Annotated in this window: 17 protein-coding genes and 1 pseudogene; 11 read left to right on the top strand and 7 right to left on the bottom strand. The window is 74.3% G+C overall.

Going from position 1 to position 14,998, the window contains the following annotated elements:
- Positions 1 to 89: 89 nt before the first annotated feature.
- The 4 genes and pseudogenes from ACFOW4_RS18675 (at position 90) to ACFOW4_RS18660 (ending at position 3,191) form a co-directional block, all read left to right on the top strand.
- Entirely contained in the window at positions 90 to 506 is a 417-nt protein-coding gene (locus ACFOW4_RS18675; protein ID WP_377529382.1) for a molybdopterin-binding protein, read from the top strand.
- On the top strand, positions 503 to 1,297 hold the full coding sequence (gene modA / locus ACFOW4_RS18670) for a molybdate ABC transporter substrate-binding protein (RefSeq protein WP_377529380.1): 795 nt from the start codon (positions 503 to 505) through the stop codon (positions 1,295 to 1,297). The genes ACFOW4_RS18675 and modA overlap by 4 nt, the downstream gene beginning before the upstream one ends.
- 4 nt (positions 1,298 to 1,301) lie before the next feature.
- Positions 1,302 to 2,127 (top strand): annotated as a pseudogene (locus ACFOW4_RS18665) (ABC transporter permease); the annotation flags it as partial.
- Entirely contained in the window at positions 2,124 to 3,191 is a 1,068-nt protein-coding gene (locus ACFOW4_RS18660; RefSeq protein ID WP_377529379.1) for an ABC transporter ATP-binding protein, read from the top strand. The pseudogene ACFOW4_RS18665 and the gene ACFOW4_RS18660, both read left to right, overlap by 4 nt.
- Before the next feature lie 37 nt (positions 3,192 to 3,228).
- On the opposite strand, the gene ACFOW4_RS18655 is transcribed toward ACFOW4_RS18660, so the two are convergent.
- The gene (locus ACFOW4_RS18655) at positions 3,229 to 3,642 is read right to left on the bottom strand and encodes a type II toxin-antitoxin system Phd/YefM family antitoxin (RefSeq protein WP_377529377.1); all 414 of its coding nucleotides are present in this window, start codon (positions 3,640 to 3,642) and stop codon (positions 3,229 to 3,231) included.
- A 105-nt stretch (positions 3,643 to 3,747) separates the two neighbouring features.
- Here ACFOW4_RS18655 and ACFOW4_RS18650 point away from each other — a divergent pair, with 105 nt between their 5' ends.
- Positions 3,748 to 4,323: a TOPRIM nucleotidyl transferase/hydrolase domain-containing protein gene (locus tag ACFOW4_RS18650; RefSeq protein WP_377529375.1), complete on the top strand. Its 576-nt coding sequence runs from the start codon at positions 3,748 to 3,750 to the stop codon at positions 4,321 to 4,323.
- Here ACFOW4_RS18650 and ACFOW4_RS18645 read toward each other — a convergent pair.
- Positions 4,294 to 4,866, bottom strand: coding sequence for a GNAT family N-acetyltransferase (locus ACFOW4_RS18645; RefSeq protein ID WP_377529372.1), 573 nt, complete (start codon positions 4,864 to 4,866; stop codon positions 4,294 to 4,296). The two genes, ACFOW4_RS18650 and ACFOW4_RS18645, sit on opposite strands and share 30 nt — an antisense overlap.
- 143 nt (positions 4,867 to 5,009) lie before the next feature.
- On the opposite strand from ACFOW4_RS18645, the gene ACFOW4_RS18640 reads away from it, so the two are divergent.
- The 4 genes from ACFOW4_RS18640 to ACFOW4_RS18625 all read left to right on the top strand — a co-directional run bounded on the left by ACFOW4_RS18640 (position 5,010) and on the right by ACFOW4_RS18625 (position 9,499).
- Positions 5,010 to 5,534 (top strand): PadR family transcriptional regulator, encoded by a 525-nt coding sequence (locus tag ACFOW4_RS18640; protein ID WP_377529370.1) that lies wholly within the window; start codon positions 5,010 to 5,012, stop codon positions 5,532 to 5,534.
- The gene (locus ACFOW4_RS18635) at positions 5,531 to 6,232 is read left to right on the top strand and encodes an ABC transporter ATP-binding protein (RefSeq protein WP_377529369.1); all 702 of its coding nucleotides are present in this window, start codon (positions 5,531 to 5,533) and stop codon (positions 6,230 to 6,232) included. The genes ACFOW4_RS18640 and ACFOW4_RS18635 overlap by 4 nt, the downstream gene beginning before the upstream one ends.
- On the top strand, positions 6,229 to 8,529 hold the full coding sequence (locus tag ACFOW4_RS18630; protein WP_377529367.1) for an FtsX-like permease family protein: 2,301 nt from the start codon (positions 6,229 to 6,231) through the stop codon (positions 8,527 to 8,529). Before ACFOW4_RS18635 ends, ACFOW4_RS18630 begins: the two co-directional genes overlap by 4 nt.
- Before the next feature lie 262 nt (positions 8,530 to 8,791).
- The gene (locus tag ACFOW4_RS18625) at positions 8,792 to 9,499 is read left to right on the top strand and encodes an ANTAR domain-containing protein (RefSeq protein ID WP_377529366.1); all 708 of its coding nucleotides are present in this window, start codon (positions 8,792 to 8,794) and stop codon (positions 9,497 to 9,499) included.
- A gap of 12 nt (positions 9,500 to 9,511) precedes the next feature.
- Here the strand turns inward: ACFOW4_RS18625 and ACFOW4_RS18620 are convergent, their stop codons facing one another.
- Together ACFOW4_RS18620 and ACFOW4_RS18615 are read right to left on the bottom strand one after the other, a co-directional pair.
- Entirely contained in the window at positions 9,512 to 10,222 is a 711-nt protein-coding gene (locus ACFOW4_RS18620; RefSeq protein WP_377529364.1) for an ANTAR domain-containing protein, read from the bottom strand.
- Between the two features lie 67 nt (positions 10,223 to 10,289).
- On the bottom strand, positions 10,290 to 10,547 hold the full coding sequence (locus ACFOW4_RS18615) for a hypothetical protein (RefSeq protein WP_377529363.1): 258 nt from the start codon (positions 10,545 to 10,547) through the stop codon (positions 10,290 to 10,292).
- A gap of 26 nt (positions 10,548 to 10,573) precedes the next feature.
- Between ACFOW4_RS18615 and ACFOW4_RS18610 the strand changes: the two genes are divergently transcribed.
- Positions 10,574 to 10,720 (top strand): hypothetical protein, encoded by a 147-nt coding sequence (locus tag ACFOW4_RS18610; protein WP_377529361.1) that lies wholly within the window; start codon positions 10,574 to 10,576, stop codon positions 10,718 to 10,720.
- Positions 10,721 to 10,751: 31 nt separating this feature from the next.
- On the opposite strand, the gene ACFOW4_RS18605 is transcribed toward ACFOW4_RS18610, so the two are convergent.
- The 3 genes from ACFOW4_RS18605 to ACFOW4_RS18595 all read right to left on the bottom strand — a co-directional run bounded on the left by ACFOW4_RS18605 (position 10,752) and on the right by ACFOW4_RS18595 (position 13,254).
- Entirely contained in the window at positions 10,752 to 11,267 is a 516-nt protein-coding gene (locus tag ACFOW4_RS18605) for a hypothetical protein (RefSeq protein WP_377529360.1), read from the bottom strand.
- Positions 11,268 to 11,496: 229 nt separating this feature from the next.
- Complete coding sequence (locus tag ACFOW4_RS18600) at positions 11,497 to 11,937, bottom strand: hypothetical protein (protein ID WP_377529359.1); 441 nt, start codon at positions 11,935 to 11,937, stop codon at positions 11,497 to 11,499.
- Positions 11,938 to 11,970: 33 nt separating this feature from the next.
- Positions 11,971 to 13,254: a hypothetical protein gene (locus ACFOW4_RS18595; RefSeq protein WP_377529357.1), complete on the bottom strand. Its 1,284-nt coding sequence runs from the start codon at positions 13,252 to 13,254 to the stop codon at positions 11,971 to 11,973.
- A gap of 177 nt (positions 13,255 to 13,431) precedes the next feature.
- On the opposite strand from ACFOW4_RS18595, the gene ACFOW4_RS18590 reads away from it, so the two are divergent.
- Positions 13,432 to 14,988: an NAD(P)/FAD-dependent oxidoreductase gene (locus ACFOW4_RS18590; protein ID WP_377529356.1), complete on the top strand. Its 1,557-nt coding sequence runs from the start codon at positions 13,432 to 13,434 to the stop codon at positions 14,986 to 14,988.
- Positions 14,989 to 14,998: the final 10 nt, after the last annotated feature.

Below are 14,998 nucleotides of genomic sequence, written 5' to 3'. Positions count from 1 at the left end.
CACCTGCGGCGCCGCTGCCCGGCTCGGCATCGCAGCAGCATGGTTGGCCGGCCTTCTGCCCTGGCAGATGCCGACGCTAGGGTGGACCGGTGACGAGCTTCCGGATCGGCGAGGCGGCCACCCTGCTCGGGGTGAGCGCCGACACGGTTCGCCGCTGGGTGGACGCCGGACGGCTGGCGGCCGGCCGCGACGAGCACGGCCACCGGGTGATCGACGGCGTCGACCTGGCCGGGTTCGCGCGGGCCCAGGCGGCGGACCCGGACGCGGGCGCCGAGTTCTCCTCGGCCCGCAACCGGCTGCGCGGCATCGTCGTGGACGTCCGCAAGGACACGGTGATGGCGCAGGTCGACATCCAGGCGGGGCCGTTCCGGGTCGTGTCGCTGATGAGCCGCGAGGCCGTCGACGAGCTGGATCTGCGCGTGGGATCGGTGGCCGTCGCGGTGATCAAATCGACCACGGTGGTGGTGGAGCGGGCCGCGCCCGCGCGGGGAAGGGCCGGCGGATGAGCGGGCGAGGGACACGCGCGGCGCTGGCCGCCGTGCTGACGCTGGCCGGGCTGGCGGTGGCCGGCTGCGGTGCGGACGGCGGGTCGCCAGCCGACGGCGGCGCGGGCGGCCTGGTCACCGGCACCGTGACGGTGTTCGCCGCCGCGTCGCTCACCGAGTCGTTCACCAGGATCGGCAGGGACTTCGAGGCCGCGAACCCGGGCAGCACGGTCACCCTCAACCTCGCCGGCAGCTCCGCCCTGGCCAACCAGATCAACCAGGGTGCGCCGGCGGACGTCTTCGCCTCCGCCGCCCCCCGCAACATGACCTCGGTGATCGGGGCCGGCAACGCCGATGGCACGCCGAGCGTCTTCGCCCGCAACCAGTTGGTCATCGCGGTACCGAGGGGCAACCCGCAGGGCGTGGTCGGGTTGGCCGACCTCACCCGACCGGGGGTGAAGGTGGCGCTCTGCGCCGACCAGGTGCCCTGCGGCGCGGCGGCGCGGGCCGCCCTGACCGCGGCCGGGGTCGCGCTGACCCCGGTCACCCTGGAGCAGGACGTCAAGGGCGCGCTGGCAAAGGTGAAGCTCGGCGAGGTCGACGCGGCCCTGGTCTACCGCAGCGACGCGCGGGCCGCGAGCGCCGACGTGAGCGGCGTCGAGTTCCCCGAGTCGGCGCGGGCGATCAACGACTACCCGATCGTGGCGTTGCGGGACGCGCCCAACCCGACGGGTGCGCGGGCGTTCGTCGCGTACGTCAGCTCGGCGCCCGGTCAGGCGGTGCTGGCCGACGCGGGGTTCCAGGCCCCGTGAGTGCCGCCCTCGACGCCGCCCCCGCCGTACGGCGCCCGGGCCGGCGCGGTCGCGGTCGGGTGCCGCTCGCGCTGCTGCTCCCGGCCGGGCTGGGGCTGCTCTTCCTCGTCCTGCCGCTGGCCGGGCTGCTGGTCCGGGCGCCCTGGAGCACCCTGCCGCAGCGGCTGACGGCGCCGGGCGCACTCACCGCGCTGCGACTGTCGGTGCAGACCGCGACCCTGGCCACCGTCCTGTGCCTGCTGCTCGGCGTCCCGCTGGCCTGGCTGCTGGCCCGGGTCGAGTTTCCCGGGCGTCGGCTGGTGCGCGCCCTGGTCACGGTGCCGCTGGTGCTGCCGCCGGTGGTCGGCGGGGTCGCCCTGCTGCTGGTCTTCGGCCGCCGCGGTCTGATCGGCGGTTGGCTCGACGCCACCTTCGGCATCACCCTGCCGTTCAGCACGGCGGGGGTCGTGCTGGCCGAGGCGTTCGTCGCGATGCCGTTCCTGGTCATCGCCGTGGAGGGCGCGCTGCGCGCCGCGGACCACCGCTACGAGGAGGCCGCGGCCACGCTGGGCGCCGGCCGGTGGACCACCTTCACCCACGTGACGCTTCCCCTGGTGGCGCCCGGTCTGGCCGCCGGAGCGGTGCTCTGCTGGGCCCGGGCGCTCGGTGAGTTCGGCGCCACCATCACCTTCGCCGGCAACTATCCCGGCCGGACCCAGACCATGCCGCTGGCGGTCTACCTGGCGCTGGAGACCGACCTGGAGTCGGCGATCGTGCTGAGCCTGGTGCTGCTCACCGTCTCGGTGGGCATCCTGGCCGCGTTGCGGGACCGCTGGATGACCGCCCCGTGACTGCGACGCTGCTCGACGCCCGGCTCGTCGTCGACCGGGGCGCCTTCCGGCTCGACGTGCCGCTGCGGGTCGCCCCCGGCGAGGTCGTGGCGCTGCTCGGCCCCAACGGCGCGGGCAAGACCACTGCGCTGCGCGCGCTGGCCGGGCTGCAACCGCTGACCGACGGGCACGTCACCCTCGACGGCGCCGACCTGGACCGGCCGGCGAGCCGCGCCTGGGTGCCCACCGAACGCCGGCCGGTCGGCGTGGTCTTCCAGGACTATCTGCTCTTCCCGCACCTGAGCGCACTGGACAACGTGGCCTTCGGGCCGCGGCGGCACGGCGTCGACCGGCGTGCGGCGCGGTCCACCGCGCTCCAGTGGCTGACCCGCGTCGGCCTGGCCGGGCAGGCGCAGGACCGTCCCCGCCAGCTCTCCGGCGGGCAGGCGCAGCGCGTGGCGCTGGCCCGCGCGCTGGCCGTCGCGCCGGCGCTGCTGCTGCTGGACGAGCCGCTCGCGGCGCTGGACGCGCGTACCCGACTGGACACCCGGGCGGAGCTGCATCGGCACCTGGCCGCGCACCCTGGGGCGACGGTGCTGGTCACCCACGACCCGTTGGACGCGCTGGCGCTCGCCGACCGGCTCGTCATCGTGGAGGGCGGGCGGGTGGTGCAGGAGGGCGACGGCCCGAGCGTCACCGCCCGCCCGCGCACCGACTACGTGGCCCGCCTGGTCGGGTTGAACCTGCACCGGGGTCGGGCCGAGGGGCACCGGGTGCGGGTGGCGCCCGGGCTCACCCTCACCGCCGCCGAGCGCCTCGACGGCGAGGCGTTCGTCGCCTTCCGCCCCGCCGCCGTGGCCCTGCACCTGACCCGGCCGCAGGGCAGCCCGCGCAACGCGTGGGCGGCGACCGTGGCCGGTCTTCAGCGCCACGGCGACAACATCCGCGTGCAGCTCGACGGGCCGATCGGAGCGGCGGCGGACGTCACTCCGGCCGCCGCCGCCCAGTTGCGCCTGGCCCCGGGCCAGCCGGTCTGGGCGGCGGTCAAGGCCACCGAGACGCACGCCTACCCGGCGACGACCTGACTCCACCGCCGCCACGGCCGGCGGGGTCGGGTGGTGTTCAGCCAGTCAGCAGGTCGGTGTGCGCGGCGCGCAACCGGGCCAGCGCCGGGTCGCTTCCCGGCGTGACCCGGCTGTCGAGCTCGGCCCACACCTCGGCCAGTGCCGCCCGGACCGCGCCCAGCTCGGCGGCGTGCCGGCGGCTGCTGCGCCGGTGCTGCTCGTCGAGGCGGCGGGCCCAGCCGGCGGTGACCTCGGCGAGCCGATCGGCGTCGGCGCGGGCCTGGGCGCCGCTGCGCGCGGCGGCGGCGGGCACGATCGCGGCGACCGGACGCGGATCGCCGTCACGGGTGACCACGGTGACGGCGTCGGTCAGCTCCGCCAGCGCGACGAGCTGGGTGAACCGGGTGCGCGCCTCGCGCAGCGGCACGGAGCGCGGCGGGTCGGGATGCGGGGTGAGCGCGGGTACGGCCATGGATGCATGGTGCCGCCCGGGTACGACAGAACCCTCGACAATGGAATCGGGTGGCCCTCGTCGACCCGGGGCGCGATGATGCACGCGGACGCTGGGAGGTGCCCTGTGCTCGTCGACGCCGACCTGGACGTGCGGACGGTCGTGCTCGTCGAGGGGGTGAGTGACCGGGCCGCGGTCGAGGCGCTCGCCGTGCGGCGCGGCCGGGACCTGGCCGCAGAGCGGGTACGGGTGGTGCCGATGGGTGGCGCCACCAACATCGGGCACTTCCTCGACCTGCTCGGCCCGGCCGGGCGGGGGCTGCGGCTGGCGGGTCTCTACGACCACGCCGAGGAGGGCTACATCCGGCGCGCGCTGGCCCGGGCCGGGTTCGGCGCCGACCTGACCCGCGCGGCGATGGCGACCCTGGGTTTCCACGTCTGCGTCGCCGACCTGAAGGACGAGCTGATCCGGGCGGTGGGCGTGGCCGGGGTACGGGAGGTGATCGCCGCCGCGGGCGACCTGCGTGCGTTGCGTGTCTTCCAGCGGCAGCCGGCCCAGCAGGGGCGCGACGAGCGGGCCCAGCTGCGCCGGTTCATGGGCACCCGGTCGGGTCGCAAGAGCGCGTACGCCCGGCTGCTGGTCGACGCGCTGGACCTGGGGCGGGCGCCCCGGTCACTGGACGCCGTGCTCGCACACGTCTGAGCCGGCCCGCCACTCGTCGGCCAGCACCGACCACACCTCGATGTCGACCCGCCCGCGCGGGCCCGGGTAGAGCTGCCGGAGCGTACCGTCGTGGCGCAGCCCGAGCCGGCGGGCCAGCGCGATGCTGCGGGTGTTGTCGGCGTTGGTGCGCCACTCCACGCGGTGGATGCCGCGCTCGTACACCGCCCAGTCCACGATCCGGCGGATCGCCGGTGCGACCAGGCCCCGGCCCTGGGCCGCGGGCTCGACCCAGCAGCCCACCTCGCAGACGCCGAGCGTGGTGTCGAACGCGACGAACATGACCCCGCCGACCAGGGTGCCACGCCACCACAGCCCCCAGATCCCACCGGCGTCGGCGGCCCACCGGTCGGCGTAGCGCTGCAGCACCGCCCGGGCGGAGGCGAGGTCGGCGGCGACGAAGGAGGGCGACACCCAGGGGGCGATGTGCTCGCGGGCCCGGTCCAGGTTGGCGAGGAACTCCTCGGCCCGCCAGGGCTCCAACGGGCGCAGCTCGACCTCGGGGGTCAAAGGCAGGGCGAACACCGGGCCTCCACGGGTGCGGTCGGGACGTCGGCTAGCAGGTTCGCGCAGCTCCGCTGCGCGGTGCCGGCGGGGCGGCCAGGCGGACACCGAGGCGCATTCGGGTGTATACATGCCGCGTATACGCGATGTGTATAGTCCCCCGCATGTCGATTGGACAGACCTTCCTCGGCCTCCTGGAGGCCAATCCCCGGCACGGGTACGACATCAAACGGCTCTACGACGAGCGGTTCGGCCACGCCCGGCCACTGGCGTACGGGCAGGTGTACGCCACCCTCTCCCGGCTGCTGCGCGGTGGCCTGGTCGAGGTGGAGGCGGTCGAGCCCGGTGAGGGCCCGGAGCGCAAGCGGTACGCGATCACCGAGGCCGGCGTCACCGACGTGCAGCGCTGGCTGGCCAGCCCGGAGAAGCCCGAGCCGTACCTGCAGAGCACGCTCTACACCAAGGTGGTGCTGGCGCTGCTGACCGGCCGCAGCGCGGCCGACCTGCTGGACACCCAGCGGGCCGAGCATCTGCGGCTGATGCGCGAGCTGACCAGGCGCAAGACCGACGGCGACCTGGCCGAGCAGTTGATCTGCGACCACGCGCTGTTCCACCTGGAGGCCGACCTGCGCTGGCTGGAGCTGACCGCGGCCCGCCTCGACGAGCTGGCCTCGGTGGTGCGGCGATGACCGGGCAGCCGACCGGCGCCGGCACGCCACTGCTGGCCGCCGAGGACCTGCACCGCTCGTTCGGCCCGACGCGGGCACTGGCCGGCGCCAGCCTGCGGGTCTCGGCGGGCGAGGTGCTGGCGGTGATGGGCTCCTCGGGCTCCGGCAAGTCGACGCTGCTGCACTGTCTGGCCGGGATCACCCGGCCCGACTCGGGGCGGGTGCTGTTCCAGGGCCGCGACCTGGCCGCTCTCTCCGACGGGGAACGCAGCGAACTGCGCCGCTCGGCGTTCGGCTTCGTCTTCCAGTTCGGCCAGTTGGTCCCCGAGTTGACCTGTCTGGAGAACGTCGCGCTGCCGCTGCGGCTGGGCCGCCTCGCCCGCCGGGAGGCGGAACGTCGGGCCACCGAGTGGCTGGAGCGGCTGGAGGTCGCCGACGTGGCCGGCAAGCGGCCCGGCGAGGTCTCCGGCGGGCAGGGCCAGCGGGTCGCGGTGGCTCGCGCCCTGGTCACCCGCCCACAGGTAATCTTCGCCGACGAGCCGACCGGCGCCCTCGACTCGCTCAACGGCGAACGGGTGATGCGGCTGTTCACCGCCGCGGCCCGGGAGAGTGGCGCCGCGGTGCTGCTGGTCACCCACGAGACGCGGGTGGCGGCGTACTCCGATCGGGAGGTGGTGGTGCGCGACGGGCGTACCCGGGACCTGGAGCCGGCCGCGTGACCGGCGTGTCCCGACGGCTGCGTGGCGGCGCGGCGGATCTCACGATGGGTGCCCGACTGGTGGTCACCGGCGGCCGGGACGGGTGGTTGCGGGCGGTGCTCACCGCGCTCGGGGTGGGCATCGGGGTGGCGATGCTGCTGCTGGCCGCGTCCGTGCCCGGCGCCCTGGATGCCCGGCAGGCTCGTGGCGACGCCCGCGACGACCTGCGGATGGGCGACCAGATCCCGGCCGCGGCCAACACGCTGCTGGTCCGTACCGCCGACACCACGTTCCACGAGCAGCCCGTCCGCGGCCGGGTGCTGCAACCCGAGGGCCCGGCCGCCCCGGTGCCACCGGGTCTGGCCGCGCTGCCCCGCCCCGGTGAGGTGGTGGTCTCCCCCGCGCTGCGTGACCTGCTGGACTCCGCCGACGGCCCGCTGTTGCGGCCACGGCTGGGCAACGCCCAGGTGGTCGGCACGATCGCCGAGGACGGCCTGGCCGGGCCCCGCGAGCTGGCCTTCTACCTGGGTGCTGAGACGCTCTCCGTGGACGACGGCGCGAGCCGCCTGGACGCGTTCGGTGGCGGACTGCCCGGCGAGGGCTTCGGCCCGGTCCTGATGCTGCTCGTAGTGATCATCTTCGTGGTCCTGCTGTTGCCGATCGCGGTCTTCCTCGGCGCGGCCGTGCGCTTCGGGGGCGAGCGCCGGGACCGCCGGCTGGCCGCGTTGCGGCTGGTCGGCGCCGACACCGGCATGATCCGCCGGATCGCCGCCGGCGAGGCGGCCGCCGCCGCGCTGCTCGGCGTCGCGGTCGGCGGCGGGTTCTTCCTCCTCGGCCGCCAGCTGGTGCCGCTGGTCACCCTCCTCGATCTCAGCGTGTACGCGGCGGACCTGCGCCCGCCACTGCCGCTGGTCGCGCTCGTCGCGCTGGCCGTGCCGGCGCTCGCGGTCCTGGTCGCCATGGTCGCGCTGCGCGCCGTGGTGGTGGAGCCGCTGGGCGTCACCCGCCGCGCCGTGGCGGTGCGGCCCCGGCTCTGGTGGCGGCTGCTGCTGCCGGCGGTCGGCCTGGTGCTGCTGCTGCCGCTGGGCGCCTCCGGTGCCGCCGACGGGCAACCGGACTACCGGGTGGCCGCCGGGGCGGTGCTGCTGCTCGTCGGCGTGGTCACCGTGCTGCCCTGGCTCACCGATCTGGTGGTACGCCGGCTGCGCGGCGGCCCGGTGCCGGTGCAGCTAGCGGTGCGCCGGCTCCAGCAGAACAGCGCCGGCTCGGCGCGGCTGGTCAGCGGCATCGCCATCGCGGTGGCCGGCACGATCGGGCTGCAGATGCTGTTCGCGGGCGTGGCGGACGAGTTCACCTTCCGCACCGGCCAGGACACCTCCCGGGCGCGGGTACTGGTGCAGTTTCCCGCCGACGCCGACACGCCGGCGGGGCTGGCCCGGTTGGCCGCCGTGCCGGGGGTGACCGGAAGCGTCGACTCCCTGCTGACCGGCGCCACCCTTCCCGGACGCGTCGACTCCTACGCCGTCCTGCGGATCGCCGACTGCGCGGCGCTTGCCGAATTCGCGGACCTGGACCGGTGCGCCGACGGTGACGTCTTCCTGGCCCGCGACCCCAACGGCGCGGAGGCGACCGCGGGCATCCGCTCCGGCGCGCGGCTCACCGTCGGCGAGCGGCACACCTGGCAGGTGCCGGCGGGCCTGCGTACCGTGCCGGCCCGGACCGACCCCTCCGGGGCCTCCAGCGGCGGGCTGCTGGTGACCCCCGGCGCCATCGACACCACCCGGCTCGGGCCGCTGCGCGCGGAGGCGTTCCTGCGGGTCGACCGGCACCGGCCGGGCGTGGAGGACCTGGTCCGCAGCACCGCCGCCGAGGTCGACCTGTTCGCCACGGTGCTCACCCTCGACGGAACCAGGCAGTCCAACAAGTTCGTCAACATCCAGCGCGGGCTCTACCTCGGCGCCGTCGTCACGCTGCTGCTGATCGGCGCCAGCATGCTCGTGGGGATGCTGGAGCAGCTTCGGGAACGGCGCCGCCTGCTGGCCATGCTGGTCGCGGTGGGCACCCGGCGCGGCACCCTGAGCTGGTCGGTGCTCTGGCAGACCGCCGTGCCGGTGGTGATCGGGCTCGCCCTGGCGGTGGTCTTCGGGCTGGGGCTCGGGGTGGCGCTGCTGCGGATGGTCCAGGCCCCGGTGGCGGTGGCCTGGCCGGTGCTGGCGGTCGCCACCGGGCTCGGCGCGACGGTGGTGCTGCTGGTAACCGGGCTGAGTCTGCCCGTGCTGTGGCGGCTGACCCGCCCCGACGGGCTGCGCACCGAATGAGCGGCGATCCGGCCGGCGTCGTCGCGCCGGCCGGGTCCCGCCACGGTGAGGCCCGGCGTCGGTTGTCCGGGCCGGGCCGTAAAATGGTGGGCCTGTAGCGCACGCCGACAGGGGGCGTCGCGGGCAAGCGTCAAGCAGCGGCGCGGTTCCCGGGTCCGGTCACGGGCTCCGGTACAGCGGTTCGTGCACGCACGAACCGCCACCACGCGCTGTCCGGCTCCGCCGGAGATTCACCGCGCCATTCGCGAGGACGTCTGACGCCATGCCGCAGCCACCACTGGATCTCACCGACGCGTTCATCCGCCTGGGCAGCATCCGCCACGACGAGAACGACCTGAACACCGTCCTGGCCCGGATCGCCGACATCGCCAAGGAGAGCATCCCGGGCGCCGACGAGGTGTCGGTGACCCTGGTGCACGGCTCGGAGGCGCACACCGCCGCGTACACCGGTGACCTGGCCCTGCGGCTCGACGAATGGCAGTACGAGCAGGGTCGGGGGCCGTGCCTGGACGCCGCGACCACCGGCACCACGATGGTCGTGCCGGACATGGCGACGGAGAGCCGCTGGCCGGAGTGGGCCCGCGCGGCACACGCCGCCGGGGCGGCCGGCTCGATCTCCATCGGGCTGCCGATCCAGGAGGCCGTGGTGGGCGCGCTGAACATCTACCGGACCTCCGACGACGCGTTCGCGGACGTGACGCCGATGGCACAGACCTTCGCCGGCTACGCCGCGATCGCGTTGGCCAACGCCCACCTCTACGAGAGCACCGCCACCCTGGCCGAGCAGATGCGGACCGCGATGGAGAGCCGCGCGGTGATCGAGCAGGCCAAGGGCATCATCATGGGCCAGCGCCGCTGTTCGGCGGAGGAGGCGTTCGGCATCCTGGCCAAGGTCTCGCAGGACTCCAACCGCAAGCTGCGCGACGTGGCCGAGGCGCTGGTACGCCGGGCCACCGGGAGCCTCGGCTGAACCTCCGGCGGCTCAGGGCGCGTTGCCGGCCGCCCGCTCGACCAGGGCGGCGGCGACCTCGCGCAGTTTGCGGTTGGAATCCTGGGAGAGCTTGGAGAGCAGGGCGAACGCCTCCTCGGCGGAGCACCGCCGCTCGCCCATGATGATGCCCTTCGCCTGCTCGATGACCGCGCGGCTCTCCATCGCCGACTGCATCTGCCGGGCCAGGGTGGCGGTGCTCTCGTAGAGGTGGGCGTTGGCCAGCGCCACGGCCGCGTACGCGGAGAAGGTCCGGGCCAGCTCGATCGCCTCGCCGTCGAAGGCGCGCGGCGCGGCGGCGTACACGTTGAGCGTGCCCACCACGGCGTCCTGGATCGGCAGCCCCACCGACAGTGAGCTGAGCACCCCGGCGTCGCGGGCCCGGGCCGCCCAGCGGGGCCAGCGGTCCTCGCTGGCCATGTCCGGGATGCTGAGGGTGTCGCCGCTGGCCGAGGCGTCCAGGCACGGGCCCCGCTCGTGCTCGTACTGCCACTCGTCGAGTTCGCGGGCCAACTCACCGGTGACCGCGACGCTGTACGGTGTGCCACCCCGGACCAGGGTCAGGGAGACCTCCCTACCGCCGGGGATGGCGCGTCGGGCGAGGTGGGCGATGCGGGACAGCACCGCGTCCAGGTCGGTGTCGGCCAACCGGATCCGGCCCAGCTCGGCCAATGCCTGCCGGGGGTCGAGCGGTGTCTCATCCACGGGGCAATCAACCCTTCACGCCGGTATACCGGGCGCCCGTGCCGGGGCGGGCGGCCACCGTGCCAACCTACCGCCTGCCGCCGGAACCCGGGCCTCGGCCGCCTGGCGTCGTACGGCCGGCGTCACCACCTGCTCTCCGCCCGGGCACCGCGCAGGCGCAGCCCCGGCCCACCACGTTCGACTGTCCGGCCAGCAGCACCACTGCGACGGTGATGCCGACCAGCGGGCAGTCGGTGACCGTGTTGCCCCAGACCACCACGTGGTGCGGCCGGCGCGGCGGGTTGGCCTGGGCCTGCTCGTCCACGGCGATGCAGTTGCTGGTCACCTCGACGTCGGAGATGCTCGTTGCGCTTGGCCTTGGCGATCTGCGCCGGCGTGAGCGTGGCGCGGGACCCGATCACCGTGAAGCCGGCCACCGTGATGTACGCGGCGCACACGTTGATGCCCTGCCAGCCGGTGGCCCGGACCACCGGCCGCTCACCGGGGTACGCGGCATAGGTGATCCACCGCTGCGGGGTGCCGGAGCGGCTCACTCCCAGGACGTTGCCCGGCCCGGCGCCCGGTACTCCCCGCCGCCGACCAGCACGGTGTCCCCCGGCTCGGTCAGGTCGGCGGCGCGTTGCAGGGTCCGCAGCGCGGTGGCCCGCGAGCGGCCGTCGGCGCGGTCGTCGCCGCGGGGCGAGACGTGGAGGTAGCGCCCGCCCTGGGTGGGCGGCATCGCGCCGGCCGCCCAGGTCGGCCCGCCGATGCCCGCGCCGGCGCCCGGACCGGCCGGGGCACCGGGGCGTGCCGGCGAGCGGCTCGGTGCGGGTGCCCCGCTGCTGGGCTGGGCGCCGGCGACCGTCGGCGCGGCGGCGGGGACACTGCCATCGGGCGCCGGGGCGCTCTGCGACGCGGTGGTGGACGGGGCCGCGGCCGGCCACCCACCGCTCTCTGCCCGGCACCCGGTCAGCGCTGCGGTGAGGGCGAGCAGCACGGCGCCGCCGGCCGCGAGGCCGTGCAGCGTGGTCGTACGCCGCGAGCGGCCGTCCGTACGAACTGACATGGATCCTTCGCCTTCCGATGGTGAAGCAGTTTCCTGCCGGCGGCGGGAAACGCCGGACCGGACTGCGGAAGATTAGCGAGGAAACTGCCGGTCAAACCCTCGTCGGGCGGCATCGCAGCAATTCTTACGACACATTTAAACAGCGCACGCCGATGACCGGCGATTATGTTCGCGCAGCTATGGCCACACCCGGGGAATAACGTTTCCGACATGGTGGACCGGTGGCGACTCAGGCCGGCAGGTGGTCGCCCAGGGCGGCGAACTGGGCCACCGTCAGGTACGACGGGTTGGCCGCCTGCGGCTGGCGGAACACCTCCAGCGCGGCCAGCCGGCCGTCGGCGCGCAGCCGCTGCCGGGGCACCCGGTCGGCCTCGGCGAGGATCGGCAGGTCCAGTGGCACGGTCCACGGCTCCCCCGGCGCGCCGGGCTCCGGCGCGCCGGTGACCCGACCGATCCCCCACACCCCGTACGGCAGACGGTGACGGCTGCCGCTGGCCCAGAACACCACCGGCTGCCCGGCGCGCATCAGCCGGGCCCGGTAACCGGGTCGCACGCACCAACTCGTCACGAGCGGCTCGCGGGCGAACCGGGCGGCCAGGTCGACGGCGTCGGCGTTGCCCTTGATCAGCCAGGCGCCCAGGTCGTCGAGGTGCACCCGCCGCTCGGTCATCGCCTCATCCTGCCCCGAGCGCCGGGACGCCAATCAGATGATCATGTGGTTCCAGTAGGCGATCCAGGTGACGAAGAGCGCGCCCTGCACCAGCGCGAGCGCGGCCGTCAGCCACACGTCGACGCTGGCCCGCCGCGCCCAGCGGGCCAGCACCAGGGCGACCGGGAACGCGGCCAGCAGATAGCGCAGCAGGCTCTTGTAGACCGGCGGGCCCATCGACAGCGGCACCAGCACCATGAGTACGCCGTACACGAGGTAGGCCAGCTCACGGCGGCGGAACCCGAGGACCAGCACGGCCAGGACGGCCACCGCGAACCAGACCCGCAGCGCGTCGCGGGGCTCCCCGGTCAACCCCTGCCACAGCACCGGCAGCGGGTTCTGCACCACGATCCCCCAGCCCTTCTGCTGGGCGTGCTGGTAGGCGAACCAGTCCCCGGTCTGCCACCGGCAGAACGCCATGAAGCTCAACCAGCCGGCCGGCACCAGCAGCAGCGGCCAGCCGGTGCGCAGGTAGCCGAGCAGGGCGCGCGGGCCCAGCCGCCAGTCGTGCTGGCGGAGCAGGACCAGGGCCAGCGGCAGCACCACCACGAACCCGACCGACCGACTCAGCGCCAGGAAGAAGCCCAGCACGCCGACGAGCAACCACTGGCGCCGCTCGGCGTAGTAGAAGCAGGCCAGCGCCAGGCAGACGAAGAGCGACTCGGTCAGCGCGGCGTGGAACAGGAAGGCGGTGGGCAGCAGCACCAGGTACCGGGTGAACCGGCGGGCCACGTCGGCGTCGCCGAGCAGCAACTCGGCCAGTCGATAGCCGTAGAAAAGGGCGAGCAGGAAGGCGACGTTGCTGATCAGGAGCAGCGCCATCGCGTTGTTCCCGCCGAGCACTGCGCCCACCGGCCGGCCCAGGAACGGGTAGAGCAGCGGGAAGCCGACGTCCTCCCACGGCCCAGTCAGCGGCTTCTCGCTGATGTGCACGTAGATCAGCGCGTCCCAGGCGAACCACAGGGAGATCCACCGGTGCCCGGTGATCTGCTCCTGCTGCGCCCACATCGTCTCGTTCGCCGGCGGGGCACCCACGATGTCGTCCCAGCCGTGCACGGCGAGCAGCCCCACCAGGGTGAGGACCACTTTCGTGCCGAAAAAGATCCCGAGCAGGTACGGCCAGGGAGCCGGCACCCGGCGGGTGACGCGGGCCAGCCCGGTCAGTCGGGCGCGAAGGGCCGCCGCAGGGCCCGGGGTGGTCGGTGTCGTGCCGGGTGGGTCGGTGGGAGCCACGCCACCGTCGGCGTCCGGGCCGCCGCTCCGCCACCGGTCGCGCATCAGCCTCGCTCCCCCGGTTCCGCTCACGGACACCCGCCGCCGACCTCCGTTCTACGCCACCGGCCGCCGCCCGGGCGGCCGAATCAGCGCAGGTCCGTCCGCCCGGGGCGTGACATCGCCCGCAGAACGGGTAGGCGGCGGCCTCAACGACAGCCTGGTGAGCGGGGGCGCGGCGGCATGAGCGAGCAGCACGGCACGGTGGTCATCGGCGCGGGGCCGGCAGGGCTCACGGCGGCGTACGAACTGCTGCGGCACGGCGCGCCGGTACGCGTGTTCGAGGCCGACGAGGTGGTCGGCGGGATCAGCCGGACGGTCGAGCGTGAGGGGTGGCGCTTCGACATCGGCGGGCACCGGTTCTTCACCAAGGTGCCCCGGGTGGAGGCGTTCTGGCACGAGATCCTGCCGGACGAGGACTTCCTGCTCCGGCCACGGATGAGTCGGATCTTCTACCGCGGATCGCTGTTCAACTATCCGCTGAGTGCGATGAACGCGCTGCGCAACCTGGGTCTGACGGAGGCGACCCGCTGCCTCGGCTCGTACGCCCGGGCCCGGCTGCGCCCGCCGAAGGACCAGTCGCACTTCGAGGGCTGGGTGTCGGCACGGTTCGGCTGGCGGCTGTACTCGATCTTCTTCAAGACGTACACCGAGAAGGTCTGGGGCATGCCGGCCGACCGGCTGCAGGCGGACTGGGCCGCGCAACGGATCAAGAACCTGTCGCTGGCCAAGGCGATCCGCAACGCGCTGCTGCCGCGGCGTCGGCGCACGGACGTGACCAGCCTGATCGAGCAGTTCCAGTATCCGAAGCTCGGGCCGGGGATGATGTGGGAGCGCTGCGCCGAGCAGGTGCGCGCCCGGGGCGGGGATGTGTCCACCGGCACCTGGGTCACCGCCGTCCACCGCGACCCCCAGCGTCGCCGCGCGATCAGCGTGACCGTCAACGGTGTCGGCGGGCAGCGCACCGAGCCCGCCGACCACGTCGTCTCGTCGATGCCGATCTCGGAGCTGGTGGCCGCGCTGCGTCCGGCGGCGCCGCCGGAGGTGCTGGCCTGCGCCGCCGACCTGCGCTACCGGGACTTCCTGACCGTGGCGCTGGTGGTGCCGGCCGAGTTTTCCTTCCCGGACAACTGGATCTACGTGCATGATCCGGCGGTACGGGTGGGCCGGATCCAGAACTTCGGGTCCTGGTCGCCGTACCTGGTCAAGGACGGACGGACCTGCCTCGGCCTGGAGTACTTCGTCTTCGAGGACGACGAGATGTGGCGTACCTCGGACGCCGACCTGGTGACGCTGGCCACCGGGGAGCTGGAGCGGCTGGGGCTGGTCCGGCCGGGCGCGGTCGAGGCCGGCTACGTGGTACGGATGCCGAAGGCCTACCCGGTGTACGACGAGCGCTACCAGCACAACGTCGACGTGATCCGGGCCTGGCTGGCGCAGGAGGTGCCGAACGTGCACCCGGTGGGGCGCAACGGCATGCACCGGTACAACAACCAGGACCACTCGATGCTGACCGCCATGCTGACCGCCGAGAACATCGTCACCGGCAGCACCCACGACGTCTGGTCGGTCAACGTGGAGCAGGACTACCACGAGCAGACCACCGGCGGGGACAGCCGGCGGGGCACCGGCCGGGACGCGCCGGTGCTGCCCAGCCGGATCACCACCGCACCGATCAACGCGCCCGTGGGCGTCCGCGCCGGCGGTGACGGCGGACAGGCCCAGGTGCCGCTGGTCTGACGGGCGGTGC

The organism is Micromonospora sp. GCM10011542, assembly GCF_042650685.1.
Classification (GTDB): domain Bacteria; phylum Actinomycetota; class Actinomycetes; order Mycobacteriales; family Micromonosporaceae; genus Micromonospora.
The sequence above is the reverse complement of the archived record's forward strand: the minus strand, read 5'-3'. Positions and strand labels throughout refer to the sequence as shown.